At 71.8% G+C, this 25,202-nt stretch carries 18 protein-coding genes; 8 read left to right on the forward strand and 10 right to left on the reverse strand.

What is annotated here, in order from left to right:
* Positions 1-104 precede the first annotated feature (104 nt).
* Complete coding sequence (locus tag WME96_RS05400; RefSeq protein ID WP_437289098.1) at positions 105-1,379, reverse strand: SprT-like domain-containing protein; 1,275 nt, start codon at positions 1,377-1,379, stop codon at positions 105-107.
* 157 nt (positions 1,380-1,536) lie between these two features.
* Between WME96_RS05400 and WME96_RS05405 the strand changes: the two genes are divergently transcribed.
* From WME96_RS05405 to WME96_RS05415, 3 genes are all read left to right on the forward strand, one after another.
* Entirely contained in the window at positions 1,537-3,582 is a 2,046-nt protein-coding gene (locus WME96_RS05405; protein ID WP_437289099.1) for a sulfatase-like hydrolase/transferase, read from the forward strand.
* Positions 3,583-3,587: 5 nt separating this feature from the next.
* Positions 3,588-5,621, forward strand: coding sequence for a sulfatase-like hydrolase/transferase (locus WME96_RS05410; protein WP_437289100.1), 2,034 nt, complete (start codon positions 3,588-3,590; stop codon positions 5,619-5,621).
* Positions 5,622-5,781: 160 nt separating this feature from the next.
* Complete coding sequence (locus WME96_RS05415; RefSeq protein WP_437289101.1) at positions 5,782-6,438, forward strand: cysteine hydrolase family protein; 657 nt, start codon at positions 5,782-5,784, stop codon at positions 6,436-6,438.
* On the opposite strand, the gene WME96_RS05420 is transcribed toward WME96_RS05415, so the two are convergent.
* Genes WME96_RS05420 through WME96_RS05430 form a run of 3 tightly spaced genes read right to left on the reverse strand, consistent with a single transcriptional unit; the run spans position 6,404 to position 8,303 of the window.
* Positions 6,404-7,321 (reverse strand): ABC transporter ATP-binding protein, encoded by a 918-nt coding sequence (locus WME96_RS05420; RefSeq protein WP_437292277.1) that lies wholly within the window; start codon positions 7,319-7,321, stop codon positions 6,404-6,406. The two genes, WME96_RS05415 and WME96_RS05420, sit on opposite strands and share 35 nt — an antisense overlap.
* Positions 7,318-8,085, reverse strand: coding sequence for an ABC transporter permease (locus WME96_RS05425; RefSeq protein WP_437289102.1), 768 nt, complete (start codon positions 8,083-8,085; stop codon positions 7,318-7,320). Before WME96_RS05425 ends, WME96_RS05420 begins: the two co-directional genes overlap by 4 nt.
* Before the next feature lie 38 nt (positions 8,086-8,123).
* Positions 8,124-8,303, reverse strand: coding sequence for a hypothetical protein (locus tag WME96_RS05430; RefSeq protein ID WP_437289103.1), 180 nt, complete (start codon positions 8,301-8,303; stop codon positions 8,124-8,126).
* A gap of 656 nt (positions 8,304-8,959) precedes the next feature.
* On the opposite strand from WME96_RS05430, the gene WME96_RS05435 reads away from it, so the two are divergent.
* Positions 8,960-9,673, forward strand: coding sequence for a hypothetical protein (locus WME96_RS05435; protein WP_437289104.1), 714 nt, complete (start codon positions 8,960-8,962; stop codon positions 9,671-9,673).
* An 85-nt stretch (positions 9,674-9,758) separates the two neighbouring features.
* Here WME96_RS05435 and WME96_RS05440 read toward each other — a convergent pair whose 3' ends face one another.
* Both WME96_RS05440 and WME96_RS05445 read right to left on the reverse strand, forming a co-directional pair.
* The gene (locus WME96_RS05440; RefSeq protein ID WP_437289105.1) at positions 9,759-10,271 is read right to left on the reverse strand and encodes a DUF1993 domain-containing protein; all 513 of its coding nucleotides are present in this window, start codon (positions 10,269-10,271) and stop codon (positions 9,759-9,761) included.
* Between the two features lie 209 nt (positions 10,272-10,480).
* Positions 10,481-13,576 (reverse strand): PEP/pyruvate-binding domain-containing protein, encoded by a 3,096-nt coding sequence (locus WME96_RS05445; RefSeq protein WP_437289106.1) that lies wholly within the window; start codon positions 13,574-13,576, stop codon positions 10,481-10,483.
* Between the two features lie 200 nt (positions 13,577-13,776).
* Here WME96_RS05445 and WME96_RS05450 point away from each other — a divergent pair, with 200 nt between their 5' ends.
* The 4 genes from WME96_RS05450 (at position 13,777) to WME96_RS05465 (ending at position 18,839) form a co-directional block, all read left to right on the forward strand.
* Positions 13,777-14,754, forward strand: coding sequence for a YegS/Rv2252/BmrU family lipid kinase (locus tag WME96_RS05450; RefSeq protein ID WP_437289107.1), 978 nt, complete (start codon positions 13,777-13,779; stop codon positions 14,752-14,754).
* A gap of 158 nt (positions 14,755-14,912) precedes the next feature.
* The gene (locus WME96_RS05455) at positions 14,913-15,533 is read left to right on the forward strand and encodes a hypothetical protein (protein ID WP_437289108.1); all 621 of its coding nucleotides are present in this window, start codon (positions 14,913-14,915) and stop codon (positions 15,531-15,533) included.
* A gap of 49 nt (positions 15,534-15,582) precedes the next feature.
* Positions 15,583-16,764, forward strand: coding sequence for a formimidoylglutamate deiminase (locus WME96_RS05460; RefSeq protein ID WP_437289109.1), 1,182 nt, complete (start codon positions 15,583-15,585; stop codon positions 16,762-16,764).
* Positions 16,765-16,928: 164 nt separating this feature from the next.
* The gene (locus WME96_RS05465) at positions 16,929-18,839 is read left to right on the forward strand and encodes a sensor histidine kinase (protein WP_437289110.1); all 1,911 of its coding nucleotides are present in this window, start codon (positions 16,929-16,931) and stop codon (positions 18,837-18,839) included.
* 23 nt (positions 18,840-18,862) lie between these two features.
* Here WME96_RS05465 and WME96_RS05470 read toward each other — a convergent pair whose 3' ends face one another.
* From WME96_RS05470 to WME96_RS05485, 4 genes are all read right to left on the reverse strand, one after another.
* Positions 18,863-20,335 carry a DUF1552 domain-containing protein gene (locus WME96_RS05470; RefSeq protein ID WP_437289111.1) on the reverse strand — a complete coding sequence of 491 codons (1,473 nt, stop codon included), beginning with the start codon at positions 20,333-20,335 and terminating at the stop codon, positions 18,863-18,865.
* A gap of 4 nt (positions 20,336-20,339) precedes the next feature.
* Positions 20,340-22,067 carry a DUF1592 domain-containing protein gene (locus tag WME96_RS05475; protein WP_437289112.1) on the reverse strand — a complete coding sequence of 576 codons (1,728 nt, stop codon included), beginning with the start codon at positions 22,065-22,067 and terminating at the stop codon, positions 20,340-20,342.
* Between the two features lie 442 nt (positions 22,068-22,509).
* Positions 22,510-23,355, reverse strand: coding sequence for a hypothetical protein (locus WME96_RS05480; RefSeq protein ID WP_437289113.1), 846 nt, complete (start codon positions 23,353-23,355; stop codon positions 22,510-22,512).
* Complete coding sequence (locus WME96_RS05485) at positions 23,352-24,896, reverse strand: DUF5924 family protein (protein WP_437289114.1); 1,545 nt, start codon at positions 24,894-24,896, stop codon at positions 23,352-23,354. Before WME96_RS05485 ends, WME96_RS05480 begins: the two co-directional genes overlap by 4 nt.
* Between the last annotated feature and the right edge of the window lie 306 nt (positions 24,897-25,202).

Here is a 25,202-nt window from a genome sequence, read left to right on the forward strand (position 1 = left end):
CGGAACGGCTCCTTCCCCGTCAACGAGCGCGTCGGGCGCGCGCCGCCGCCCCGACGGCGTCCGCTCCGCCGAGCGCCGGGCCGCCCGGCCGCGGACGCCCGCGCTCAGCCCTTCTTGCCAGGCAGCAGCAGCCCCCGCTCACCCGTCGCGCCCTGCATCGGGCGGTGCAGCACGATCTTCCGCCCCGCCTCGCGCCCGTGCGCGTGCGCCGCCGTCCGCTGGTTGCCCGCGTGCCGCAGGTGCTGCACGTGCGGGTGGCGCGACCGGTAGTAGGTGTCGAGGTCGGCGTCTCGCACCCAGACGAGCCCCTGCTCCGCGGACGCCTTCCGCTCCGTGTTCAGCTTCTCGAGGAACCCGAGCATCACGCCGGCCAGGTAGGTCCGCCGGTCCTTGTTGCCCTTCACGCCGTGCGTCCGCTTGTGCTCCCTCCAGAGCTGCTCGGCCGTGTGGTGCAGGAACGCGTGCACGTAGGCCGCCATCTCCAGGTTCGCCGGCGTCCCGCAGATCTCGAGGACGCTGCCGCGCTTGCCCTCGAGCGGCGCGTAGACCGGCACCCAGATCGCCTCGACGAAGAAGTGCTTGCCGAGGATGCCCCCCACGATCCGCTCGCTCTCGCCCACGCGGCCGCTCGGCTCGCCGAGGTGGCGGAAGCCGTACTGCCGCGCCGCGCGCGCCTTCGCGACGTCGAGGTTGTACTTGAGCATCAGCCGCTGCGCCGCGCCCATCGCCGCCTGCGCCTCGTGGGCGTTCGGGCTGTCGGCGAGCGCGAGCAGCCGCGCGATCCGGTCGAGGATCCGGGCGTCCGCCGCGGCGTCGCTGCCCGCCGCCGCGCCGGGGGCCGCCGGCGAGGGGCCGACGGCCGGCATCCCGGACGCTGTCGCGTCGATGCCGAGGCGCGTGCACACCTCGCGGAACGCCGGCCCGTGCGCCGCCTCGTCCGTGACGCCCAGCACCTCGTGCACGTACTGGTGCGCCATCTCGTGCTTGAGCACCTCGATCACGACGCCCCACGGCTGCGTCAGGACGAGCGGCCGGGAGATCTCGATCGCGCGCGGCTCCGAGATCCAGCGCCCGAGCCGGCTCGCGGCGTCGGACAGCTCGATCGACGCCGAGCGCAGCTTCCGCCGGAAATGCGTGTAGTTGAGGGTCTGGTAGGCCCCCATGAGCTCGCGCACGAGCGCCGCCTCGAGCTCCGCGCTGAGCCTCGCCGCCGTCTCGCGCGGCGGCTCGGGCGCCGGCGTGTGCGGCGCGTGCGGCGTATCGGCGGGCGGCCGCGGCTCGGAGCTCGCGGCGGCGGTGGAGGTCTCGGCCGATGGCGCCGCGGCCCCGGGGGCCTGCTGGGCGCCGCGCATCCCGTTCAGGAAGAGCTGCTCCGCCATTTCGGACGCCTCTCATGGCACGCCCCGGGCGGCTGTCGAAGGGATTTCTCCACCCCGGCGCGCCCCCCGGCCGGCCGGACACGTCATCGGCCCGCCACCGCCCCGCCGCAGAAACGTTCCCGATACGCCATGTCCTCGCTAGAATCCCGCGCCCCACGTGTCCCGGTCCAACGCGTTCAACGATCCTCAGGCGGCAGAGACGGACGTCTCCAGCCGCTCGTCGCGCGGGCTGACCCGCGATCTGGGCGCGGAGCGCGCCGCGGCGCGCGCGCGGCTGCGCGCCCTCGCCCGCGCCCGGCGCCGCTACGGAAGCCTGTTCCTCGCGCTCCCGTTGCTGCTCGTCGTGATGGCCGACGTCCGCGTCCGCGGCGACCGGTTGCTCGCGCTCGGCGGGAAGCACGTGGCCAGCTACCTCGGCGCGATGGCCGAGAGCGCCGCGCTCTGGGGGCTCCTGCTCTTCGCGGCCTCGGCGCGGCGGGGCGCGTCGCGCTGGATCGCGGCACTGCTCTTCGTGGTGCTCGCGACGCTGTCGCTCGGCGGCCAGCTCTACTTCCACCGCCAGTACGCGACGTACCTCAACCTCGACGCCACGCTCTTCGGCACCTCGCTCTCGTCGAGCCTCTTCGGCCAGCTCCGGGCCGACGGGGAGAACTTCCTCCGCTCGGTCCTCCCGCCGCTCCTGCTCGCGATCGCGCTCGTCTGGCTGGGCCGGCGGATCGTGCGCCCCGGCCGCACCGCGCGCCTCGCCGCGCGCCTCGCCGCGCCCGCGGCCGTCGTGGCCGCGTTCGTCCTGCCGTGCTCGTACCGCACGGTGCAGGCCTCCACGCCCGACGTCATCTACTTCCACGCGATCGGCGGCCTCATCAAGGAGCTCGTCGGCGTCCAGACCACGGCGCAGGTGCGCCCGGGGCTCCGCACGCCGCCCGCGTTGCCGCCGGTCACCCCGGCGCCCGGCCCGCGCCGCAACGTGCTCTTCATCCTGACCGAGAGCGTGCGCGCCGACGCCACCTGCTCGGCCCGCGCCCCCGCCGGCGAGGGCGGCGCCCCCGCGCCGTGCCCGGGCACGCCGCGCATCGACGAGGCGGCGCCGGGCCGGCTGCCGCTCACGCAGATGCGGTCGAACGCCTCGACGACGGCGATCGGGCTCGCGGTGCTCTGGTCCGGCCTCCAGCCGATCGCGACGCGCGAGGAGCTCCACACCGCGCCGCTCGTCTTCGACTACGCGGACGCCGCCGGCTTCGGCGGCGCCTACTGGACGAGCCACCACATGATGTTCGCCAACTCGCGGCTCTACGTGCAGGACCTGCCGGTCTCGCACCAGTGCGGCGCGACCGAGCTCGACCCGCTCGCCGACATCGATCTCGGGGCGGACGACCGGCTGCTGTCCGCGCACGTGCGGTCCGAGCTCCTCTCGCTGCGCGAGCCGTTCCTCGCGGTCGCCCACTTCGGGAACACCCACGTCCCGTACCTGGTCGACCCGGAGCAGGCGCCGTTCCAGCCCGCGCTCGAGAGCAAGGCGCCCGACGACAACGACGCCTACCACAACTTCTACAGGAACGCGGTCTACCGGCAGGACGCGGCGATCGCGGAGCTCATCCGCTTCGTCCGGAGCTCTCCTGTCGGCGATCGCACGGTGATCGTGTTCACCTCGGACCACGGCGAGGCGTTCCGCGAGCACGGCCAGCTCGGCCACACGGGCTCGATCCTCGACGAGGAGATCCGGGTGCCCGGCTGGGTCGACGCGCCGCCGGGCACGCTGACGGCGGCGGAGGAGGGGGCGCTGCGCGCGGCGCGGGACGAGCTCGTCTTCCACACCGACGTGGCGCCGACGCTGCTCGACCTGATGGGCCTGTGGGACGAGCCGGCGCTCGCGGGGTACCGGGCGGCGATGGTCGGGCGCAGCCTGCTCCGGCCGCTCCCGGCGCCGGCGGCGCTCGCGCTCACGAACTGCACCGGGATCTGGGGCTGCGCGTTCAAGAACTGGGGGATGATGCGCGGCAACATGAAGCTCGAATCCCGCGCCTGGGACACCGCCTGGCACTGCTACGACGTGCTCGCCGACCCCCGCGAGCAGCGCGACCTCGGGCCCGCCGCCTGCGGCGACCTGCCCCGGCTCGCGGACGCGATCTACGGCGGTCCGGCCGGCAGCGTCGATGTCCCGGCCCACCTCCGCGACCTCGCGTCGAGGCCTCGCCGCGACTGACCCGGATGACGCCGGACATCGACCGAGACGGCGGCGCGCCCAGCGAGCCGCCCGCCAGCCCTTCCGCCGCGCCCGCCCGCCCTTCCGCGGCGCCCGCCGCGCCGGCCGCGCCCGCCGGCCGCGCCGGCCGCCCGCGCGCGGCGCGCCGGGCCGCGCGACGCCGTCGCCGCCTCGCCGGCCTCGCGCTCCTCGCCGCGCCGGCGCTCTGGTTCCTCGCCGCCGACGTGCTGCGGCGGGGCCGCCACATGGCGACGTTCGACCGGCTGCACGCGGCCGGATACGCCGCGACCGTGGTCGCGTCGCTCGGGTTCTGGGGCGTCCTGCTCTACGTCGCCTCGGGCCGCCGCGGCGCGATGCGCGGCGTGACCGGCGGGCTGTTCGTCGCGCTCTTCACGCTCGCGTGCGGCGTCCAGGGGGGCTTTCACGCCCTCTACAACATCTACTGTTCGATCGACTCCCAGATTCACTCCCAGTCGATCCCGTGGTCGATCGTGGGCACGCTGCCGCTCGGGGATCCCCGCGTGATCGCCCATCTCGCGGCCGCGCTCGGGCTGGCGATCGGCGCGCTCCGGCTGTCCCGCCGCCTCGTGCGCCCGCGGCGGCTCCGGCGGCGCGTCGCCGCGCCGTTCGTGCCGCTGGCGCTGGCCGGCGTGACGATGATCCCGGTGAGCTACCGGGTGATCCAGTCGTCGTCGGCCGACATGATCTACTTCCACGGCGTCACCGCCGTGGTGAAGGAGCACCTCGGCATCACGGACGAATCGCCGGATCTGCGGGTGCAGCGCCGCGACCCGGAGCGCGTGCCGCGGCTCGAGGCGCGCCCCGCGCGGCCGCGGAACGTGCTGCTCATCCTGCAGGAGAGCCAGCGCGCGGACGTGACGTGCGTCGCGTACGACCCGGAATGCGACCAGGCGACGCCGTTCTCCAACGCCGCCGCGCCCGGCCGCATGCCGCTCCTGCAGATGCGGGCCCACGACTCGACGACGGCCATCTCGATCTCGAACATCTGGTCCGGCGTGCTGCCGACCGAGCGCCAGGAGGTGCTCGGCTCCGCCCCGCTGCTCTGGCATTACGCCCACGCGGCCGGCTGGGACACCGCGTACTGGACGAGCCAGAACCTCATGTTCGGCAATGCCCGGCTCTACGTGCAGGACATCCCCGTCTCGCACCGCGTTGTCGCCACCCAGCTCGATCCGGGCGCCGACCTCGATTACGGCGCCTACGACCGGCAGCTCACCGATCGCGTGATCGAGGAGTGGGGCGAGCTCGTCGAGCCGTTCTTCGCGGTCGTCCATTACTCGAACGTTCACTTCCCGTACGTGAGCGATCCCCGGCATTCGCCGTTTCAGCCCAGCGAGCTGAGCAAGTCGCCCGACAAGAACGAGCATTTCTTCAACTACTACAAGAACGTCGTTTACCTGTCGGACATGGCGGTCGGCCGGCTCATCGAGCACATCCGCGGGACGCCGAGCGGAGAGCGCACGGTCATCGTGTACACGTCGGATCATGGCGAGTCGTTCCGGGAGCACTGGCAGCTCGGCCACACGAGCTCGCTCTGGGACGAGGAGATCCTGGTGCCGGCGTGGATCGACGCGCCGGAGGGGACGCTCGCCCCGGAGGAGCAGGCGAGCATCGCCGGCGCGAGGGACGCGTTCGTGTGGCACCTCGACCTCGCGCCGACGTTCCTCGATCTGATGGGGCTCTGGGACGAGCCGCGGCTCGCGCCGTTCCGCGCCCGGATGATCGGGCACCCGCTCACGCGGCCGGAGCGCACGGTGGCGCCGGTGCCGCTGACGAACTGCACCTGGGTCTGGGGGTGCTCGTTCCGCAACTGGGGGATGATGCAGGGCCCGCTGAAGATCGAGGCGCGCGAGTGGGACGGCGAGTTCCACTGCTTCAACGTGCTGGAGGATCCGCTCGAGGTGACCAACCTGGGCGAGCAGGCGTGCGCGCCGCTGCCCGATCTGGCGCGCTCGCTCTTTCTCGAGATGCCGAACGTGGCGCCGCCCGGCAGGAAGCCTGTCGACTGGGGCGGCTGAGGTGTCGACCGGCGGTGAGCCCGTGAGCTCACCGCGGAGGTCGCGATCCCCGGAGCGCCTTGCCTGCCGCGACAGCGCTGGATAGCATCCCGGCCATGCTCGGCTCTATACGCCACGAGGGGCCGCGAGCGAGACGCCAGCTCGCCCGGACGCCGCCAGAATGACACCGCGCATCCGTCCTCTGCCGCTCGACAAGATCCAGCCGGAGAGCACCGCCCTGCTGGTGATCGACATGGAGCGGGACTTCGTGGACGAAGGCGCTCCGGGCGAGACGCCGGGGGCGCGCGGGCTGGTCCCCGTCATCAACCGGCTCATCGGCTGGGCGAGGAGCTGGCAGCTGCCGATCATCCTCACCCATGAAATGCACAGGCCGGACCGGAGCGACTACGGGATCGAGCTGGAGTTCGACCCCGTGCACTGCCTCGAAGGGACGCGGGGATGCGAGCTGACGGACGGGCTGTCGGTCGCGCCGAGCGACTACCGCATCGTGGCGAAGCGGCGTTACGACTGCTTCCTCGGCACCGATCTCGACCTCTTGCTCAGGTGCAAGCGGATCGAGAACCTGGTCTGCTGTGGCGTGTCCACCAACGTCTGCGTGATGAGCACCGTCCTCACCGCCAGGAACCTCGACTATCGCGTCCTCTTGCCGGCCGACGCGGTGGCCGGCATCTCCGCCGCGCACCACGAGGCAGCGCTCCTCTGCATGAGCGACGTCTTCGCGTACATCACGAGCAGCGCCGAGGTGACGCAGCTCTGGGAGCGGCGCTCGCCCGAGGCGCCCGTCAGCCGGCGCGGGCCGCCGGCAAAAGGCTCTTGAGGCGCGCCGTCAGCTCGTAGAACTCTGGCTGCTCCCGGATCCACGGACCGCGCTGCTCGATGGTCACCGCGTCCACCGGTCGTCCGAGGCGCGCGGAGAGCCCGTCTGCCCGCCCGCGATCCCCGGCCGCCGCGCGGTCCAGCGCCTCGCGGGCGATCTTCTCCTCGAGCTCCCGCTCGGTGCGCACCTCGGCGACGACGCCGGTCCCCCGCTCCCCGAAGATCACGACGCGCTCGGCGAGGAACGCGGCCTCCGCGATGTCGTGTGTGACGAAGAGGATGGTGGGCCTGCGCTCTCGCCAGATGCGCAACAGCTCGGTCTGCTGCGCCTCCCGGGTCTGGGCGTCGAGCGCCGCATAGGGCTCGTCCATGAGCAAGAGGCTCGGTTGCGTCGCCAGGGTGCGGGCGATGGCGACCCGTTGCTGCTGCCCGCCGGACAGGTCGCGCGGGTACGACGACGCGAACGCCTTCAGGCCGACGAGCTCCAGGTAGGCCGAAGCCCGGCGCTCGCGCTCAGCCTTGTCGGGCAGACAGAACGTCAGCCCGAACATGACGTTCTCTTTCACGGTCAGCCAGGGAAAGGACGAGTAAGACTGGAACACGAAGCCTCGGTCGGGGCCGGGGCCGCGGATCGGCTCGCCGCCCAGGAGCAGCTCGGTCCCGAGGCGAGGATCGGGCGTTTCGAGCCCGGCCACGATGCGGAGGCACGTCGTCTTGCCGCAGCCCGAGGGGCCGAGGATGACGACGAGCTCCCCCTCCGCCACGCAGAGGTCGAGATCGCGGAGCACCGGGCGCTCGCCCCCGTCGTCCTTGAACGTCTTCGAGAGCGCGCGGAGGACCAGCGATTTGCCGGTCCTCGGCCCGCGCGGCGGGCTGGTCGTCATAGCCACCGGAAGAGCGCCCCCTTCGAGAGCCTGAAGAGCTGGTCGAAGAAGACGCCGACCAGCCCGATGACGACGATCGCGGCCATGACGTTGCCCGTCTGGATGAAGCGCTGCGACTGGATGATCACGTGGCCGATCCCGCTCGTCGCGGCGACGAGCTCGGCGACGACGAGGTACGACCAGGCCCACCCGAGCGCGACGCGGAAGTGGTCGTAGAGCGTCGGCATGCACCACGGCAGCACCACGCGCAGGAGCACCTGCCGCGAGCGCGCTCCCATCGTGTACCCGAGCTCGACGAGGTGCTTCGGCACGCGCGCGGCGGTGTCGGCGACGAGGGGGATGAGCTGGAACACGGTGCCGACGAAGATGATGGCGATCTTCTGGGCGTCGCCGATGCCCACCCAGAGGATGCTGAGCGGTATCAGCGACGCGACCGGCAGATACCGCAGGAAGTCGTTGAACGGCTGAACGAGGGCGTCGACCGGCTTCACCGTCCCCGCGAGGAGCCCGACAGGGAGCGCCACCGCGACGGCGGCCGCGAACCCGACGGTGACCCGGTAGATGCTCGCGAGCACGTCGCTCGCGAAATCCCGCTCCCGGAACAGCGAGATGCCCGCCATCACCACGTCGAGCGGCGAGGGGAGGAACACCGCAGCAGACTCCATGCTGCTCGACAGCACGACCCAGGCGGCGAGGAAAGCCGAGAACGAGAGCGCGGCGAGCCCAACGTAGGCACGTCGGCTGATCCCACGGTAGAGCTTCATGCGAGCGTGCGGCGGTGGCGCTGGCTTCCGGCCAAGGGCTAGCGCTTCTCCTTCGCGGCCCTGTTCACCGACGCGAAGTCGAGCAAGGCGGCCGGCTCGACAGGCTTCTTCGTGATGCCCGCCTTCAGCCAGACATCGTTCGCCCTCCGCACCGTGTCGAGCAGCTGCCCTGGCGCGGACTCTGTCCCGAAGAGCTCGGCGTTGCGGGGCAGGGACATGAACTTGATGCCGGCGACGGTTTGGCGATGACGAGGGGCGAGTAGCCGAGCCAGGTGTTGAACGCCACCTTGAACGGCGCCGCCGGAGGCGCGGCGGCGGCCGGAGGCGCAGCGGCAGCCGGCTCCCCCGCGTCCGCCTGATCGCTCCTCGGGCCGGAGGAGCGGCAGCCCGCGAGCGCGCAGCCCGCCACGAGAAACAAGGCGGCGGCGGATCTCAGGAGCGGCGCTCCGCGTCCCGCGATCCTGGCCAGCGCAGGCTCGCTGCGCGCATGTCCGGCGGCCTCGTCTGCCGGAAGAAGGTCATTCGCCATCAGGTCCACGTGCAACCGCCCGTCGTCGAGCAGCGTAGTAGCGCCAGGGTGTTGGCGGCAATACATTCCTAGTTCGATTCCGTCACCCACCTCCTCGGCGCCCAGCGCCTCCGGCGCCGCCCGGAAGCCCACGCCGCCACCACCTGCTTCGCGACGCTTGGCACAATCCGGCTGAGCCAATGTGCGCCATGTCGCCCGCGGGCCGCTGACAGGAGCCTGCAAATCGCAGAGATCCGTACTGGATCGCGGATTGCTTGAGGGCAGGTGCTCGTGCACGGGGACCGGTGGCAGATAATGGCGCATGCGGCCGGTGGTCCCGAGCGGTAGCTTCAGGAGGATAACACGATGACCAGGATGCTTAAGGGACTCGGGGTGTTCGCGGCGGTGGGCGGGTTGTTCGTGGCCGGGATCAGCGGTTGCAACATGCCAGCCGGTGATGACGCAGAGCTCGGTTCGCTCAGCTTGCCGCTCGCGGCGCAGGCGCCGTCCGGCGTGAGCTACCGGCTACGCAACGCGACGTTCCAGATCCAGAGCGATTACTACTGGTATGACGGGGTGTCGGTCGGCAGCAGCAGCGGCGTCGGCGGAAGCCCCGGCAGCACCACCAGCAGCAGCACCGGGTATTTCCCCGGTGGAACCTTGTTGACGATCAACTCCGAGGACGAGGATCCGGACGCGAGCTCCATCCTCGTCGATCTGGAGCAGGGCTCGTACTATGTCCAGCTGCTCCCGGGCTGGCACCTCGAGAAGGTCGAGGGCGGCACGGCGACGGCGGTGGAAGCCACGCTGCTCTCGTCGCAGATGATCTACGTCTACGTCTCGCCGCACTCGACGACCTGGGCTCAGTATCAGTTCGGTATCGGGGACAGGGCGCTCTGGCTCAACGGCAAGCTGAACCTCAGCATCAACGTCTACGAAGATCCGGAGGAATACTACGGCGGCTACGGCGGCACCGGGGGCGCGGGCGGCGGCGACTGGGGCACGGGCGGGGCCGGCGGCGCCATCGCGGTGTCCGTCGGCTCTTCGGGCGTCGGCGTCGGCGGCAGCGGCGGCTTCTAGTCTTCGTCCGCGGAGACCACGGCGGCAGGCACGGCGGCCCAGGCGGCGGATGAGCCGCCGGGCCGCCTCGCCAGGACTGACGCGCTCAGAGATCGCGGATCGCGATCGGCCCGATGTAGTCGATCTTCCCGACGTCGATCCCGTTGTGCCGCAGGATCGAGTACGCCGTGGTGGCGTGGAAGTAGAAGTTGGGGAGCGCAAACTGAAACACGAAGTCCGGGGCCTTCATGCCCTTGCCCGGCATGAAGAAGAGCGGGATCATGCGGTCGCCCGCGCCCTGGAACTGCTCCGGCTTCAGCGCGTTCACCTGCTCGAGCGTCTTTCCGATCCGCGCGCGCAGCTCCGCGATCGTCTCGTCTCCCGTCTGGAGCGCCGGCGGCTCCGCGCCGACCAGGAGCGCGCTCAGCCGCAGGGGCCAGGAGATGACGTTCTGGATCTGACGCCTGAAGTTCCACTGGTCGGGCGCGAGGCGCGCCGTGAGCAGCACCTCGGGGTCGTACTTCTTCTGCTCGGCGTGGGCTTGCGCCTTGTCGAACCAGGTCGGCACCTGGCCGAGCATGCGGGCCATCTGGGGGAACGAGCTGTCGTAAAGGCTCATGGTCTTCTCCTCGTCAGCGGCAAACGCCAGCGGTGGCAGCCGGCGCTGCTGGTCGCCCCGCGGCCGTCGCGCGTCAACCCTGCGCGACGCGCCTCGTGCCCGCGCGCGACCGCCCGCTCCACGGCGCGCGGCGGCGTGGAGCGCTGGCGACGCGGAGCCCCGGCCGGCGGCGCGGCACGCCGGGGCTCCGCGGATCGCCCGCGAGGCGCTCACTCGATCGGGTGGAAGACGCCCTCCGGGTCCAGGGTCCACATCTGCGGCGGCTCCCCGGGGATATCCGATGTCCGGATGTAGATGAACCGGATGCCCTTCTCCTCCAGCTCGGCGAGGAGCGCGGGGTCGACGCCGGGCTCGAGGCGGGGCTCGAAGATGAAGTCCTCCGAGAAGTTGTGGTGCGCCGGTCGGTAGGTCTGCGCGTGATAGCCCCTGAGCACGATCGGGCTGCTCGTCAGCCCCTCGATGCGCGTCTCCACCCACTTGTGCAGAGGCGCCGTGTACCCCGCCGTGGGGCCCGACGGGTACGGTGGCCAGTAGAACGACGTCTGCACGACGACGCCGCCGGACTTCGGCGAGAGCGAGCGCTCCTGGAGCAACGAGCCCTCCGCGGGATCACCCTCCGCAGGGCAGTCGCCGAGCCGCACCGCCTCCGACGACACGGGGACCGGCGTGCCCTCCCAGTCGAGCGTCGGCGCGGGCGTCGCGTACTCGGCGCCGAGCGTCAGCCCGAAATCGCGCAGCGCGACCAGCGGGCCGAGCGACGGCGGCAGCAGATCGGGCACGCTCTCGGCGGCGAGCGCATAGGTGGTCGCCGCAGCCCCTTCGCCGTCCACGAAGGCGTCCGTGGCCCTCCCGTCGGCGTACGTGTGCGCCGCGCCAGGCCACGCCGCGGGGCTGCCCGTCAACGTCGCCACCGCGCCGCCGGAGACGTAATCGAGGGTCGCGTCCGCGAACAGCGTGCTGCCGAGGGCCGCCGGCGTGAGGAACGCGCTCTTCGTCGAGAGGCGCGCGCGCACCTTGAGCCGGTGGTTCGCGAAGACGTCGCCGAACTCGCCCTGGAACGTGCAGACCTCCCGCGGGTCGTCGAGCAGGTAGGGCGTGAGGCTCGGCGTCGTGTCCGGCAGCGAGACCTCGCGCACCTGCTTCACCACGAGCTCACCGGGCTTCATCTTCTTGTACTCGTAATCGAGCAGGTACGACGTCTTGCCCGGGTGCGCCTCGACGAACCGCTGCTGGACACGGCCGAGCAGGCCGGCGAGCGCGCGATAATCGCTCTCCCATTCCATCACGTGACCGCCGAGCGGCACGAGCGTCGAGCCGGAGCGGAGGTCGAGGTAGGTCTCGCCGCCAAGGCTGCTGATGTTCACGACCTCCGGCAGCGTGCCCCCTTCCGGGTTGGTGACGGAGGTCGCCCCGAGCTGCGTCACGAGCTTGATCTCGTCCGTGCCCGGCTCGCCGGGCGAGATCCCGGCGCCGTGCGAGAGCGTGGCGACGCCGTTCGCCATCTCGTTCTGGTCAGGATAGGAGTAGTGGACGAGCACGCCCATCCCGACCTCGTCCTCGTTCACGCCGTAGAGCAGCCGGGCGAGGAACGCGTTGTCGTTGTAGAAGCTCGCGTACACCTTGCGGATCGCGCGGAACACGCCCCGCTCGTTCACCTCGTCCGCGTCGCAGAGGCTCGGCCCCGCGTCGTCGGCGTCCTGGTCGTCGGCCAGGCAGCCGCTGTAGCTGTCGTAGAGGCCCGCGCCCGTGAAGACGGCGCTGTCCTCCACGTTCGTCGAGCTCCGGAACCGGATCTTCCTCGTGGGCGAGAAGCCCGCGATCGCCTCCTCGACCGCCTGCCGCTGACCGGCGGAGAAGGCGGTATCCTTGGTGATCCGGTCCCGGATCGCCGCGAGATCGGCCTTGAGCGCCGGCATGTCCGGCGGGTAGGTATGCCCGCCGAGGCGCTCCGCGATCTCGGCGCGCAGGGTGCTGCCGCCGGGCATCGTCTGGTCGAGGAAGTCGTCCCAGAGATCGAACGACAGCGCGACCGCGACGTCGGAGTTCTCCGGGATGGCGTCCCGCAGCAGGCCATAGTTCGCGGCCTTGCCGCCGAAGTGGACGATGTCCGCGGGGCCGAGATCCTCGGTGGATCCGAAATAGGCGCCCAGGGGCTGCTTGGGCTGGATCCCGAGATCGCCCGGCTGCTTCAGCGCGAGGAGCTGCTCCCGGTCCGCCGGGGCGATCTTCCCCTCGGCGCTGAGCACCGCGGCGCGGCACACGACCCCCCACTCCAGCGAGGCCCGCAGCGCGACGTCCTCGCCGTCGAGCGCCTTGGCCGCCTCCGCGGCGGCCGGATCGCCGATGTACACGAACGGGATGCCGAACGAGGTCGCCAGGAGGGCCGTGTGCGCGTTCGGGGTCGAGGGAGACAGCGAGATGATGCCCGCCACATAAGGCACCTCCGCAGGGATGGAGTCTGTGAGGAGGATGTCCTCGGCCCGGAGATCGCCGCTCGCGTAGGCGGCGTCGATCATGTCCGAGGGCACGTAGCGGAGCCGGCCGACGGCCCAGCCGGTCGAATAGCACTGATCGCCGTTCAACCACCGCTCGACCGAGCTCACCGGGAACCCGCTCTGCTCGAAGAACGCGCTGTTCTCCGCGGCCGACGCGGCCTGCTCGTGGGTCGGGAAATAGAAGGGCCTCGTGCCGTCGGGCGCGACGATGCTGTCCTTCACGAGATCGAGGACGACGCGCGCCATCTCGGGATCGTACGCGTCCTGCCGGACGAGCTGGATGCCGTACTCCGGCTCGGTGCTCGCGAACGGGGAGATCAGCACCGCGCCGAGGATGGCTTTCTGCCCCTCCGCGTGCAGGGAGACCTGGTCGTACTCGTCCAGCTGCATGCCGAAGAACGGGTCGAGCCGCGCCGTCGCGAACTCGCCGTGGAACGGGAACTTGTTGCTGTCCTGGTAGTAGACCTTGGTGGGATCGTGCATCAGCACGGTGAACTTCACCCAGCCCGGCCCGTCGTACGCCGAGTAGGCGACGAACGGGTCGAAGGGGAAGTCGAGCTGGTTCTTCCAGTCCTCGGATGGGGTGATGTCGATCGGGTAGGTCTCGACGGGCCATTCAAAGCCGACGCCTCCTCCCTCGCCCCCGTCGCCCCCACCTTCGCCGCCCGTGCCGCCTGCGCCGCCCCCGCCGCCCGCGGCGCCGCTGCCCCCCGAGCCCCCCGATGAGCCGTCGCCGCACGCGGCGAGATTCCCTGCGCCGAGGAGCGCGAGCGCAAGGCAAGCCAGTCGACCGATTCGTTGAAACCTCATGAGCAACACCGAGGTACAACTACCGTGCCAGCGTCTCGCCAGAAACCGCATGGCGTCCGGGGGCCGCGCGGCGGGGCGTCGATGTCGCGAGACTGGCGCATGCAGGCACAGCAGCGGTGGCGGGCGGGCGCGATGGCGATCCGGCGCCGGCGTCGATTTTTCTTGGGGTTTCAACCGGTTCGGCGTTCTAGGATACGGCGATGACGGAGCGAAGAGCGGCGCTGATCTTCAACCCTGCTGCTGGCCACGCAGGCGATGCCGTCGAGTCGCTCCCGGAGCGGCTCCAGCGCGATTTCGCGCTGAGCGTCTACGAGACGAGCGCGGAGCGCAGCGCGGCCGCGTGCGCCGAGGCCGCCCGCCGGGAGGGCGTCCCCCTGGTGATCGCGGCGGGCGGCGACGGGACGATCTCGAGCGTGGCGTCGGCGCTCCTCGGCACGGACACGTGCCTGGGCGTCCTGCCGCTCGGCACGGCGAACTCGATCGCGAATACCCTGGGCATCCCGGACGACCTGGAGGGGGCCATCGAGGTCCTCGTCCACGGGGAGCCGACGCGCATCGACGCCGCCCGCGCGAACGGGAGGACCATGATCTTGCTGTCAGCGGTCGGGCTGCACGCCGACACCGTGGGCGAGACCCCGCAGGACGCCAAGCAGCGCTGGGGCGTGCTCGCGTACATCAGCACCGGGCTGAAGAAGCTGATGAGCCTCGAGCCGTTCCAGGTCGATATCGAGACGGAGGACCAGCGGATCCACTGCCGGGCGGTCGCGGTGACGGTCGCGAACATGGCGCCCGCGCGCACGGTGCTGGCCCAGGGGCCGCCGGTGCTCTCCCCCGAGGACGGGCGGCTCGATCTCACCATCGTGTCGGCCACCACGCTGGTCGAGGCGGTCGCGACCGGCCTGCACCTCTTGCGGACCGCGCTCGACGGCGAGCCGGCCGAGCGCGACAACATCGGGTTCCTCGCCGCCCGGCGGCTCCGCATCACCACCGACCCGCCCCAGCACGTGCTCATCGATGGCGAGGAGGTCGGGACCACGCCCCTCGTGGTCGAGTGCCTGCCGCGCGCCCTGACGGTCATGGCGTCGAGCCGCGAGGTCGTCCCCGCGCCGCCCCCCTCCGCGGAGGTCGAGGTGAAGCTCGAAGGCCTGCCCGAGCTCGAGGTCGAGCCGAAGGCGTGACGTGCCCGGCGCCGCGATGCGCGCGCCCGGCGCCGCGATGACAGCAGCATTGTGGCGTCGATCACGGAGGAGGAAGCGACAGCGTTCCTGCGTAGGGAAACGTGGTTTCGCCGACGAGGCGGAGCTCGAGCTTCAATCCTTACAGGGAGCGTGAACATATGCGATCGACGTTCTGGGCTGGTGTGGTGGGGGTGTGCCTGGCGTGTGGTCTCTCGGGCCCCGGCTGTGGCGATGGCGAGGCGGCGCCCGGGGACACGACGGGCGGCGATGGGGCCGGCGAGGCGTCGTGCTCGGGGCTCGACACGTCGGCTGTCGTCGATGAGCTCACGCCCGCGGAGGCCGAGCAGGCGTGCAGGGGATACCGCAAGTGCAGCGTCGACGCGATCGACGTGGAGTACATCTGCCGCATGATGGGCGTGATGGGCGCGAGGTTCGGGGACGATCCCGGGACCGACGACGCCGGGCTGCGAGCGCGGTGCGCCGAGCAGTACGAGAGCTGCATGGCCGACCCCACGCAAGCAGAGCAGCTGATCGAGCAGGCCGTCGCGGGCCTCGAGGCGCGACCCTGCGTCCAGCCCACGCAGTGCACGGCGACGATCGCGGAGATCGACGCGTGCGCCGCCGCCCTGGGGGAGTACTCACGCAACGTGCTCCCCGAGTGCAGCGCGCTCACCCTGGCGTTCTACGAGGAAGAGCGGAACAGCGATGCGGTCATGGCGGCCTGCGGCAACATCGAGCCGGGCTGCGTGCCGCTCTTCGCGGAGCCCGCCGAGGAGTGACCGCCCCGCGCCTTCCGCCGGGCCCCCCGGCGTGGTACGGCGAGCAGCGATGAGGCTGACGGCGGGCGCCATCGAGCTGCCGGCGCTGGCGAGCGCCCATTCCCATGCATTCCAGCGCGGGATGCGCGGGGAGGCGCAGCGGCCGGGGCCGTCGGGGTCGGACGACTTCTGGTCGTGGCGGACTGCCATGTATGCGCTCGCCGAGTCGCTCACGCCGGAGTCCATTCACGCGATCTCGAAGGTGGCCTATCGCGAGCTCCGCGCCGCGGGCGTCCGCACGGTGGGCGAGTTCCACTATGTGCACCACCAGCCGGGCGGCGCGCCCTACGCGGACCGCACGGTCCTCGCGGACGCGGTGATCGAGGCGGCGCGCGCGGCGGGCCTCCGGATCGCGCTGCTCCGGGTCGTCTATGCGCGCGCGGGCGCTGGCCGGGAGCCCGAGGGGGCGCAGCGGCGGTTCTCGGACGCCTCGCTCGACGCGGCGCTCGCGGACGTCGAGGCGCTGCGGGCGCGCTACGCGGGCTGCGAGGACGTGCGCGTCGGCGTGGCGCCGCACAGCGTCCGCGCGGTGCCCCCGGCGTGGCTCGGCGAGATCGCGCGGTATGCCGCGGAGCGCGGGCTCATGGTGCACATGCACGTGGCCGAGCAGCCCGCCGAGATCGAGGCGTGCGTCGCCGAGACGGGTCGCCGCCCGGTGGAGCTCCTGGCCGAGCGCGGGGTCCTGAGCGAGCGCTTCGTCGCGGTGCACGCGACGCACCTCGCGCCCCACGAGCCGGCGCTCCTCGGCGCGGCGCGGGCGTTCGCGTGCCTGTGCCCCACGACCGAGCGCGACCTCGGCGACGGGCTGCCCGACGTCGGGGCGCTGGCCGGGGCCGGCGTGCGGCTGTGCGTGGGCATCGACAGCCACGTGATCACCGATCCGTTCGAGGACCTGCGCGGCGTCGAGCTGGGCGAGCGGCTGCGGACCGGCAAGCGCGTGACGCTGCGGCGGGAGGGCGGCGGCGGAGGGCCAGGCGGCGAGACGCCGGCCGAGGCGCTGTGGGACATCGGCGCGCGGCTGGGGGCGGAGGCGTGCGGCTTCGCGGACGCGGGCGGCACCGTCTCGATCCGCCGCGACGCGCCGGCGCTCGCGCTCGTGCGGGAGGAGCGGCTGCTCGACGCGGTGGTGTACAGCGGGAGCCCGGCGATCGTGGACGACGGCGCCGCGCCCTGGGGCCCGCCCGCGCGTTGATCGAGGCGGCGCGGCGGGCCGTCGCGCGCCAGGGCGCCCGGGCGGGCCCGGGCCGGGCGGGCGAGCGTGCAAGGCGCTCACACATCACGATGGTGTGATTTGTGAGGTCCAGGCGTCTCGCCTGCGCCATGCATCGGACGCCAAGAAGAGACTGGCACGACTGGATGCCCCTGGCGGTGCTGCTGCCGGTCGGCCTTGTCTTGCTCTTGAGCCTCCATGAAATCCGGGCCGTCCACCGCAGGAACGTCGCGGCGGCTGTCCAGGCCGTGCTCTCGACGACCCACAAAGGGCTCCTGACATGGGCGCGACAGACGAAGGCCACCACGGCGTTCTGGGCGAGCGAGCCGAGCATACGGCGAGCGGTCGCCGCGCGGCTGGAGCGTCGCCGCGACGCCGGTGCGCCCCGCGATTGTCCGCACCTGGAGGAGCTGCGGCGCGAGCTGAACGAGATCGTTCGACAGAACGAATACCTCGGCTTCGACGTCATCGCGATGGACGGCACCCACATCGCCTCGGATCGCGGTGACTTCGTCGCCACCAGGACCCTGAGCGACCACGACCCGGGCACCCTCGCCGCGGCCATGCGCGGCTCGGTCGCCATCGGCGCGCCGTTCGCGATGGGGTCTCCTGTCCTCGACGGCGGTGCCCCCACGCTCCTCGTCGCGGCGCCGGTGCGCGCTCCCGCGGGGGGAGGGGAGATCATCGCGGCGCTCGCGTTCCGCATCGATCCTGGAAAGGAGTTCTCGGAGACCATTCAACGTGGACAGGTCGGCACACGAGGGGAGACCTACGCCTTCGACAGGCGCGGGCGTGTCGTCTCGGAGCTCAGGTTCTCTCAGAATCTGCGCGATCTGGGCCTCCTGGCCGCCGGCAAGCGCTCGGCCCTCAACGTGGAGCTGCGCGACCCCGGGGTCGACCTGTCGTACGGCGTCCCGAGCCGCTTGCCCCGATCGGAGCAGCCGCTCACACGGATGGCGACCAGCGCCATCGCGGGGAACGCCGGGGTCGATGTCTACGGCTACCGCGATTATCGCGGCGTGAAGGTCGTCGGCGCGTGGCTGTGGGATCCGGAGCTCGACCTCGGCCTCGCGACCGAGATCGACAGGAGCGAGGCCTTCATCGTCTTCTATACGACGCGCCGCGTGGTCCTCGCTGCCTGTGCCGCCACGCTGCTCATCACGATCTCCATGACGCTCCTCTTGCAGCGGCGCGCGAAGGACCTGGCCGCCGGCGTGGCGCGCGAGCAAGATCTGCGCACCGAGCTCCAGGATCGTGTCCGTCGCCTGGAGGGCGCAGAGGCGGCGCTCAAGGAGGCCGTCCGTATCCGCGAGGAGTTTCTGCGGTTCGCCTCGCACGAGCTGCGTACGCCGCTGACGAGCCTGCGGCTCCTGTACGAGCACATGGTGCGATCGCGCGCTCAGCCTGTCGTGCCGACGATGGGCCCGAAGGAGCTCGGCCGCTTCTTGAAGGTGTCGTCGCGCGAGCTCGCCCGGATCACGCAGGTCATCAACAACATGTTCGTCGTCGCGAGCTTCTCGAGCGGCCCGCCGGCGCTGAACCTGGAGAGGGCAGAGCTCACCGAGATCGTGCGCAGGACCGTCCGGCTGATGACGGAGCAGATCGAGGCCGACGGGTGTTCCCTGGAGCTCCTGCTCGACGGGCCCGTGTTCGGCTACTGGGACCAGTCGCGCATCGAGCAGGTCATCACGAACCTGCTGTCGAACGCGTCGCGGCACGGGGCTGGGCAGCCGATCACGCTGTCGGTCAGCTCGCAGGTCAGCTTTGCGGTCATCTCCGTGCAAGACCGCGGGATGGGCATCACACCGGAGCAGCGCGAGAGGCTCTTCGAGCCCTTCCGATGGAAGCCGGACGCGCACGGCGGTCTCGGCGTCGGGCTTTACGTCTGCAGGATGATCGTCCTCGCGCACGACGGCGAGATCCTTGTCGAGAGCGGGACCGGCGAGGGCACGACGTTCCGCGTCCGGCTGCCGCTGCCCCCGGACCTCGGCGGGAGCGACGTCGCTCCGGCGTCCGAGCCCGGGGGAGGACGACCGGGCGCCCGTGAAACGGGATGAACCGCGCCGGTAGGAGCCGTGTCCTACGGCAGCTCCGCCAGAGGGCCCTTCCGGTACGCCGTGTCGTTCCCGAAGTGCGCGTCCTCCTGGCCGAAGGCGCGCAGGATCGACGTGTAGACGTTGTGCAAGGAGACGTCGGTCTCGTAGTCCGATTGCGTCGGGTCTGCGCTCGCGCGCTTGTTGTAGTTGACGTGCCGGCCGCCAGGCCACCTGCCGCCTGCCTTGCCGGCGAGCAGGACGGGGACGTCGCGAGGTGAGTGTCCCCCGCCGCACCCGAACTCGCTCGTGAAGAGCACGACGCTGTTGTCGAGCATCGTGCCGTCGCCCTCGGGGGTGCTCTTCAGCCCGTCGAGCAGGCGCGCGAACATCTCCATGCGCCAGGCGCGGTTCGCGACGATGGTCGCGCGCCAGTCCTCGAGCTTGTCCGGCTCCGCGCCGCTCGGACCGACGTCGAGGCCCGCGTGGCCCAGGCTGTGGCCGAGATCCGTACTGTAGGGCTGAGGCAGCCAGGGCGTCAGGACGTCGGCGATCTGGAAGGTGGCGACGTGCGTGAGGCCGCAGCGCAGCGCGTGCAGGAGGATATCGACCAGGAGCGGAGCGGCCTCCTTGATCCCTTCCCCCGTGTAGGATCCGTATCCCTGGGACACGGGCGCGCCGCGGACGTCCGGCTTCGTGCACGCCGCCAGGTTGGCGACGCCGTCGAGCTTCTTCTCCAGGCTCCGGATGTGCTCGGCGTGCGCGTCGAGCAGGTGCCTGTCGGCCGCGCTCACGCGCCCCTTCAGCGCCGCGAGGTGCTCGCTCACGCCGTCGAGCACGCTCTTGCGCTGGGCCCGAATGCGGAGCTGCTCGGGCGTGGGGCCCGACGAGGACTCCGCGACATCCTTGAAGAGCCGGTCGAAGGCGCTCGTCGGGTCCTTCTCGGTGGACACCTGCTCCCCCGCCGCGTTGTACAGCGGCTCTCCGTAGTTGTGCCCGTCGACCATGAGATCGATCGACGAGAACGGCGTCGGGCTCTCGCTGGCGAGCCGCGCTGCGATCACCTGATCGATCGAGGGGCCGAGCGCCCTGGCGTCGTCGCCTCCCGAGGTCGTGTCGGCGCAGGTGAGCACGGTCGCGTTGGAGCAGCCGTGGTGACCGCCGTAGTCTCCCTGGACCAGCCCGGCGGCGTCGTCGACGCCGCGCAGCAGGGTGAGATCGCCCTTGAGGGCCTCGAGCGGGGCCATCTCCTCGCCGAGGACTTGGAGCGCCTGGCCCTCGTCGCCGGGCGCCCAGAGGTCGAGCATGCTCCAGGCGCCCTCCTTCCACGGATCCCCCTTCGACCCCGAGTTGTGGCGCGACGTGATCGTGCCGCCGTGGCTGAAGAACACGATGAACCGCCTGGCCCTGCCGTCGGCGGCCCAGACGTCGCCGTGCGTCGCCTCGAGGAACGGAAGCGCGATGCACAGGCCGGTGGCGGTTCGGAGGAAATTCCTTCGGCTGAAAGCGGCGCGGCTCATGGGATCACTCCTCGGGGTGGCGCAGGTGCAAGAAGGCGTCGCTCGTCGTGAGGGCGAGGATGAGGTCACGCAGGCTGCCGCCGCTCTCGGGCGTCGGCGTGGCCGCCTCGATCGACGCGAGATCCTGATCGACAGGGATGCGGCGGAGCGCCGTCCGGAAGAAATGCTTCGTGAGGCACGCGCGCGCGGCGGCGCTCGCCGCGAGGGCCTTCGACATCTCGACGGCGCCGTCGACCTCGACGCCCTGGCCGTCCGGACCGACCGCAGGGAGGAACCCGCGCGCGTCGATGTCGAGCGTGTACGGGGCGGCCGCGTCGCCGCCGGTCTCCTGCGACTGCCACCGCCCGAGCGCGTCGTAATGCTCGAACGCGAAGCCGATCGGGTTGATGGCCGCGTGGCAGCTCACGCAGTTGCCGCTCGACGTCTTGGCCTCGACGTCCTGGCGGATCGTCCGGTGGACCAGCTCGCCGTTCTCCTCGACGACTCCGCCCTTGACCGGCACGTCGCTCGCGTTGGGCGGCGGCGGGCCGAGGGGACGACAGAGCACCTCTTCCAGGAGGTACGCGCCGCGGCGGATCGGCGATTTGACCTCGATGCTGCCGAACACGCTCAAGAAGGCGGCGCGGGTGAAGATGCCCGCCCGCTGGTCGCCGGGGAGCGAGACCCAGGCGAACGCGCCGTCGCCCGCCGGTGCCTCGACCCCGTAGAGCGCGGCGAGGGGCCCGTTCACGTACGCGTCCGTCGTCGTGAGCAGCGTCTCGAAGCGGCCGTCCCCCTCGAAGAGCACGCGCTCGGCGAGGGCCTCGATCTCGGTGCGCATGGCGGCGCGCAGCGCGGGTGAATCCTCGGGGTAGAGCTCGGGGCTCTTCGGCGCGTTCTCGAGCGATGCGTGCTTGTTCGTGCCGTCGAGCTCGAGCCAGTCGGCGAAGAAGCGCCTCGCCGTCGCCCGGGCGCGGTCGTCCGAGAGGAGCCGCTCCGCCTGCGCGCGCACGCCCTCCGCCGTGTCGAGCGCGCCGGACTCCGCGGCGTCGAGCAGCGCGTCGTCCGGCGTCGTGTTCCAGAGGAAATACGACAGGCGCGCCGCCCGCTCCCAGCCCGTCAGCGGGCGAACGCCGGAGGCGAGCGCCTCGCCCCCGTCTCCGTCGCGGCCGAGCTCGACGAGGTAGTAGACGCCGGGCGACTGGATCATCGTCTTGAGCACGACGAGCAGGGCGTCCTCGAACGACTGCTCCTTTCGCGCCCGGGAATACTGGCCCTTGAGCATCGCGACCTCGGCCTCGTCGAGCGAGTGCCGGAAGGCGCGACGCCCGAACGTACGCACGAAGTCGTCCACGCACACCTCGTCCTCAGGACCGCTCGTGTCGCACGGGAACACCGTTGTCCCCCACGAGGGGCGCCGGGCGACGATCGCCTCCGCCGCAGCGTTGAGCTTGTCCACGGCGAGCAGCGAGGTGACCTCTCCCGTGTCCGCGTCCAGGTCCAGATCGAGCGCCGGATCGCCGAACAGATCGCGCATCGAGCTCGTGAACTGCTCCGGTGTCATCCGGCGCATCCCCGCCGGAGCGACGTCGACGAGCCCGCCCTCGGCCGGCGGCCTGTCGCTGTCGCTGTCGCCGGCGCGGCCGACGCAGCCCGCGGTCGCGCCGGACGCTGCGAGCACGAGCGCGCCGACGAGCGCCGTCGCGCGCCGCCTCGACGCGGCGAAGAGCGCGAGTTCTTCGAGGGATTTCACGCCGTTAGGCTCCGTCCGCTCCATGGCTTCAGTCCTCTCGCTGTCACAGGAAGAGCAAGGAGGCCGCTCCCGCCGCCGGCGGATGATCATGGCTTCCGCCCTCGCGCCGTCGCGGGGAGATCAAGAAAGCCGCACCTCGCCAGCAGAGCAATGAAGCAAAGCAAAGCTTCGCTCCTTGTCAATGAGTTACATCGTGAGTGAGATGATCCATGAGCGCGACGCGCCCATGCCAGATGTCGCGATCATCGGGCCTGCCGAAGGCATGTATCGATCAATCGTGCGATCGCGGGGACGACGCTCGTTTCCATCATGGAGACGTAGTCGGCTCGCCGGTGCGATACCAGCGCACAGGAGGCATGGGCCTCATGCATCCTGTGCATGTCGGGCTCGTGGTGAAGCGGATCGGGCGTGCCGGGGCTGCCTCCTCGTCGGAGGCGTGGGCTCACCCCACCGCGCCCACGGCGAGCTGCGCCGCCCTCAGCGCCGCCGCCACGACCGCGCCCACCTCCCACGCGCGCGCGAGCCACCACTGCACCTCGGCGCCGCTGCTCCACGGCGCGACCCACGCCGGCGGCTGCACCAGGTCGGCGACGGTGAGGACCCGCTCCCGCCGCTGCGCCTCGCGGTAGCCGCTGCCCCCGCCGCCGACGTGCTCCTCCGCGCGCACGTACGCGAACAGCCGCGCTCCCCGGCCTTCCGGGACGAGCGCCCCGACCGCGCCGAGCGCCTCGGGCGCCGCGGGCAGCTCGACCTCGGCGCCGCCCTGCTTCACGCGGAGCGCGCCGCCGCCCGCGCGCTCGACCCGCGCGCGCACCCAGCCGTCGGGGCGCTCGCCGCGGAGCAGCGCGCGGAGCGGCGTGAGCGCGGGGCTCGGCCCCAGGCGGGGCGCGCGCTCGCCGCGGAACACGCGCGCGGCGAGGAGCCACAGCACGATCGGGAACAGCGACAGGAGCAGGTTCAGGTCGAGCGCGCTCATCACGCCCGCCGTCCCGCGGAGCACCGGGAACGCGAGCACCCCCGAGGCGGCGACGGCGCCGACGGCGATGGTCGCGCCGAAGCCGCCGACGACGCCGAAGGCGACGTTGCCCACCGCGACGACGCCGACGGCGACGTTGCCGATCGCGATGAAGCCGCGCGCGACGTTGCCGATCGCGATGAAGCCCGTGACGACGTTGCCGAACACGAGGAACCCGTTCGCCATGTTGCCGGCGTCGACCCAGCGCGCGCGCTCGACGTCGCGCGCGCGCGCCGGCGCATCGCCCCGCAGCGCCTCTCGCGATCGGCTCATTCCGTCACCTCGAACGCGGTGCGGCCGACGAGCTGGCCGTCCTGGGTCTCGACGTCCACCGTCCAGTGCCCGGCCAGCTTGCGCGGCAGGCTCCCGCCCACGAGCTGCGACTTGAGCCGCACCGCGCCCTCGGGCCCCGGCACCCGCAGCGTCTCCTCGGGCGCGCGGAGCACCTCGCGCCCCTCGTGCCGCCAGACGTGGAGCAGGCGGTCGCCGTCGCCGCCCGGCACCACCACGTCGGTGACGGCGCGGAGCTCCCGGATGACAGAAAAGTGCAGCGATTTCACGGACATGGCGAGGCGGCCGTCCGGGAGTATAGAAGGGCCCACCGCCGCGGACGACAGGTGCATCGGCACCGGGGGGATGATCTCCCGCGTCCCGTAGGCGAGGCCGACGCCGGCGGCGGCCGCCACGACGAGGAACACCACGCCCACGCGGCTCCAGAGGGCGCCGAACGGCAGGTGCAGCGTGCAGAAGCCGAGCACGGACACGAGGGCGGCGGAGAGCAGCGTGTAGAGCGTCCGGGTGTTGGGGAGCAGCGCGGGGATGACGAGGTTCAGGCACGCGAACAGCGTCACCCCGTAGAACACCGACGCGAGCGTCTTCCAGCGCATGAGCACGCGGTCGAAGACGAGATCGAGCGTCGAGAGCACGGCGCAGGCGCCGAGGAGGAGGACGAACCAGCGGTTCGGGGCGTCGAGGCTGGCGCTCTTCCAGTAGAACGGGAGGAGGAAGAAGAGCATGCCCTGATAGAGGTTCTTCAGGACATACGTCATCACGAGGAAGCGCAGCCGGGCGCCGCGCCACGCGGTCGCGAAGTCCTGGCGGGCGCCTGTGCCGAAGAGCCGGAAGAAGAGGAGCACGAGCAGCCAGGCGACGCTGACCGAGATCGCGAGGAAGCGGGCGTGCTGGAACCCCTTCTGCGCGAAGGTCACCACGAAGGCGCCGAGGCTGAGCGCATAGGCGGTGTGCAGCCACCAGAGCTTCTTGTGGTGGCGCTTGAAGAAGGCGCGGGCGGCCGACTTGAAGTCCTGCGGCCGGCCTTCCGCCTCCGCCGCCTCGGCGTCCAGCTCGACGAAGGACGCCTTCGGCTCGGCCTTGACGGTCGGCGCGTCGTCTTCCTCGGCGGCGCGCGCCTGCCGCGCGGGCATCTTGAGCGTGCGGTCCTCGGGTTCCGCGCCTCTCGCCTGGCGGGCGGGCATCTTGAGCGTGCGATCCTCGGGCTCCGCGCCCGGGGCGCCGGCCCTCGGCGGCATGCGCAGGGTGACATCGTCGATGGCGCCGCGCTCCCGGTCGCCGGGCGCCGCGGCGCCTCCGTGCGGCGCGCCGGCGGCGCGGGGCGGGGCAGCGCCCGGCGCTGGGCCGGGCTCGTCGCCCGGCATGTACACGATGGTCGGCGCCTCCCCGAAGGCGTCGGGCACGCGCGCCTTCGGCTGGACCGCGGTGGGGGCGCTGGAGGACGGCGGCGACGGCCGCGAGGGCGCGTTCGCGTGGGCCTCGGGGGCGGAGGCGTCAGGGGAGCGCGGCGCGGGCTGTTTCATGTCCGGGGCGCAGCCTACCCGACCGGCGGCCCGCCTTCGAGCGGCGGGCGACCGGGGGGCCACTGCGTCCCGCAGCCCGGCCTCGCCCGGGCGCCCGTCTCCAGGCCCAGCCCGCAGCGGAGATGCCGGCTCGACGGCCGGGACCTCGCCGCCGCCGCTGCTCACGCGCAGTCCCGCGAGCGCCTATTGGTTGGCGGCAAGCTCTTGACAGGTCGGAACGGCTTTGCGCGGGCTATCCCCTGAACGCGGCGACGTGAATCGACCCGAGGGGTAGGGCGGGGGGCTGGAAGGAGAGCGCGCGCCTCG

The sequence above is a fragment of the Sorangium sp. So ce406 genome (assembly GCF_051474675.1).
In the GTDB taxonomy this organism is placed as follows: Bacteria; Myxococcota_A; Polyangia; order Polyangiales; family Polyangiaceae; genus Sorangium; species Sorangium cellulosum_G.

Coding starts and splice junctions, on each gene's coding strand:
- WME96_RS05420 (WP_437292277.1), bottom strand. CDS start 7,321: ATGACGACCAGCCCGCCGCGCGGGCCGAGGACCGGCAAATCGCTGGTC.
- WME96_RS05435 (WP_437289104.1), top strand. CDS start 8,960: ATGACCAGGATGCTTAAGGGACTCGGGGTGTTCGCGGCGGTGGGCGGG.
- WME96_RS05415 (WP_437289101.1), top strand. CDS start 5,782: ATGACACCGCGCATCCGTCCTCTGCCGCTCGACAAGATCCAGCCGGAG.
- WME96_RS05460 (WP_437289109.1), top strand. CDS start 15,583: ATGAGGCTGACGGCGGGCGCCATCGAGCTGCCGGCGCTGGCGAGCGCC.
- WME96_RS05425 (WP_437289102.1), bottom strand. CDS start 8,085: ATGAAGCTCTACCGTGGGATCAGCCGACGTGCCTACGTTGGGCTCGCC.
- WME96_RS05430 (WP_437289103.1), bottom strand. CDS start 8,303: ATGTCCCTGCCCCGCAACGCCGAGCTCTTCGGGACAGAGTCCGCGCCA.
- WME96_RS05465 (WP_437289110.1), top strand. CDS start 16,929: ATGCCCCTGGCGGTGCTGCTGCCGGTCGGCCTTGTCTTGCTCTTGAGC.
- WME96_RS05450 (WP_437289107.1), top strand. CDS start 13,777: ATGACGGAGCGAAGAGCGGCGCTGATCTTCAACCCTGCTGCTGGCCAC.
- WME96_RS05445 (WP_437289106.1), bottom strand. CDS start 13,576: ATGAGGTTTCAACGAATCGGTCGACTGGCTTGCCTTGCGCTCGCGCTC.
- WME96_RS05480 (WP_437289113.1), bottom strand. CDS start 23,355: ATGAGCCGATCGCGAGAGGCGCTGCGGGGCGATGCGCCGGCGCGCGCG.
- WME96_RS05440 (WP_437289105.1), bottom strand. CDS start 10,271: ATGAGCCTTTACGACAGCTCGTTCCCCCAGATGGCCCGCATGCTCGGC.
- WME96_RS05455 (WP_437289108.1), top strand. CDS start 14,913: ATGCGATCGACGTTCTGGGCTGGTGTGGTGGGGGTGTGCCTGGCGTGT.
- WME96_RS05410 (WP_437289100.1), top strand. CDS start 3,588: ATGACGCCGGACATCGACCGAGACGGCGGCGCGCCCAGCGAGCCGCCC.
- WME96_RS05485 (WP_437289114.1), bottom strand. CDS start 24,896: ATGAAACAGCCCGCGCCGCGCTCCCCTGACGCCTCCGCCCCCGAGGCC.
- WME96_RS05470 (WP_437289111.1), bottom strand. CDS start 20,335: ATGAGCCGCGCCGCTTTCAGCCGAAGGAATTTCCTCCGAACCGCCACC.
- WME96_RS05400 (WP_437289098.1), bottom strand. CDS start 1,379: ATGGCGGAGCAGCTCTTCCTGAACGGGATGCGCGGCGCCCAGCAGGCC.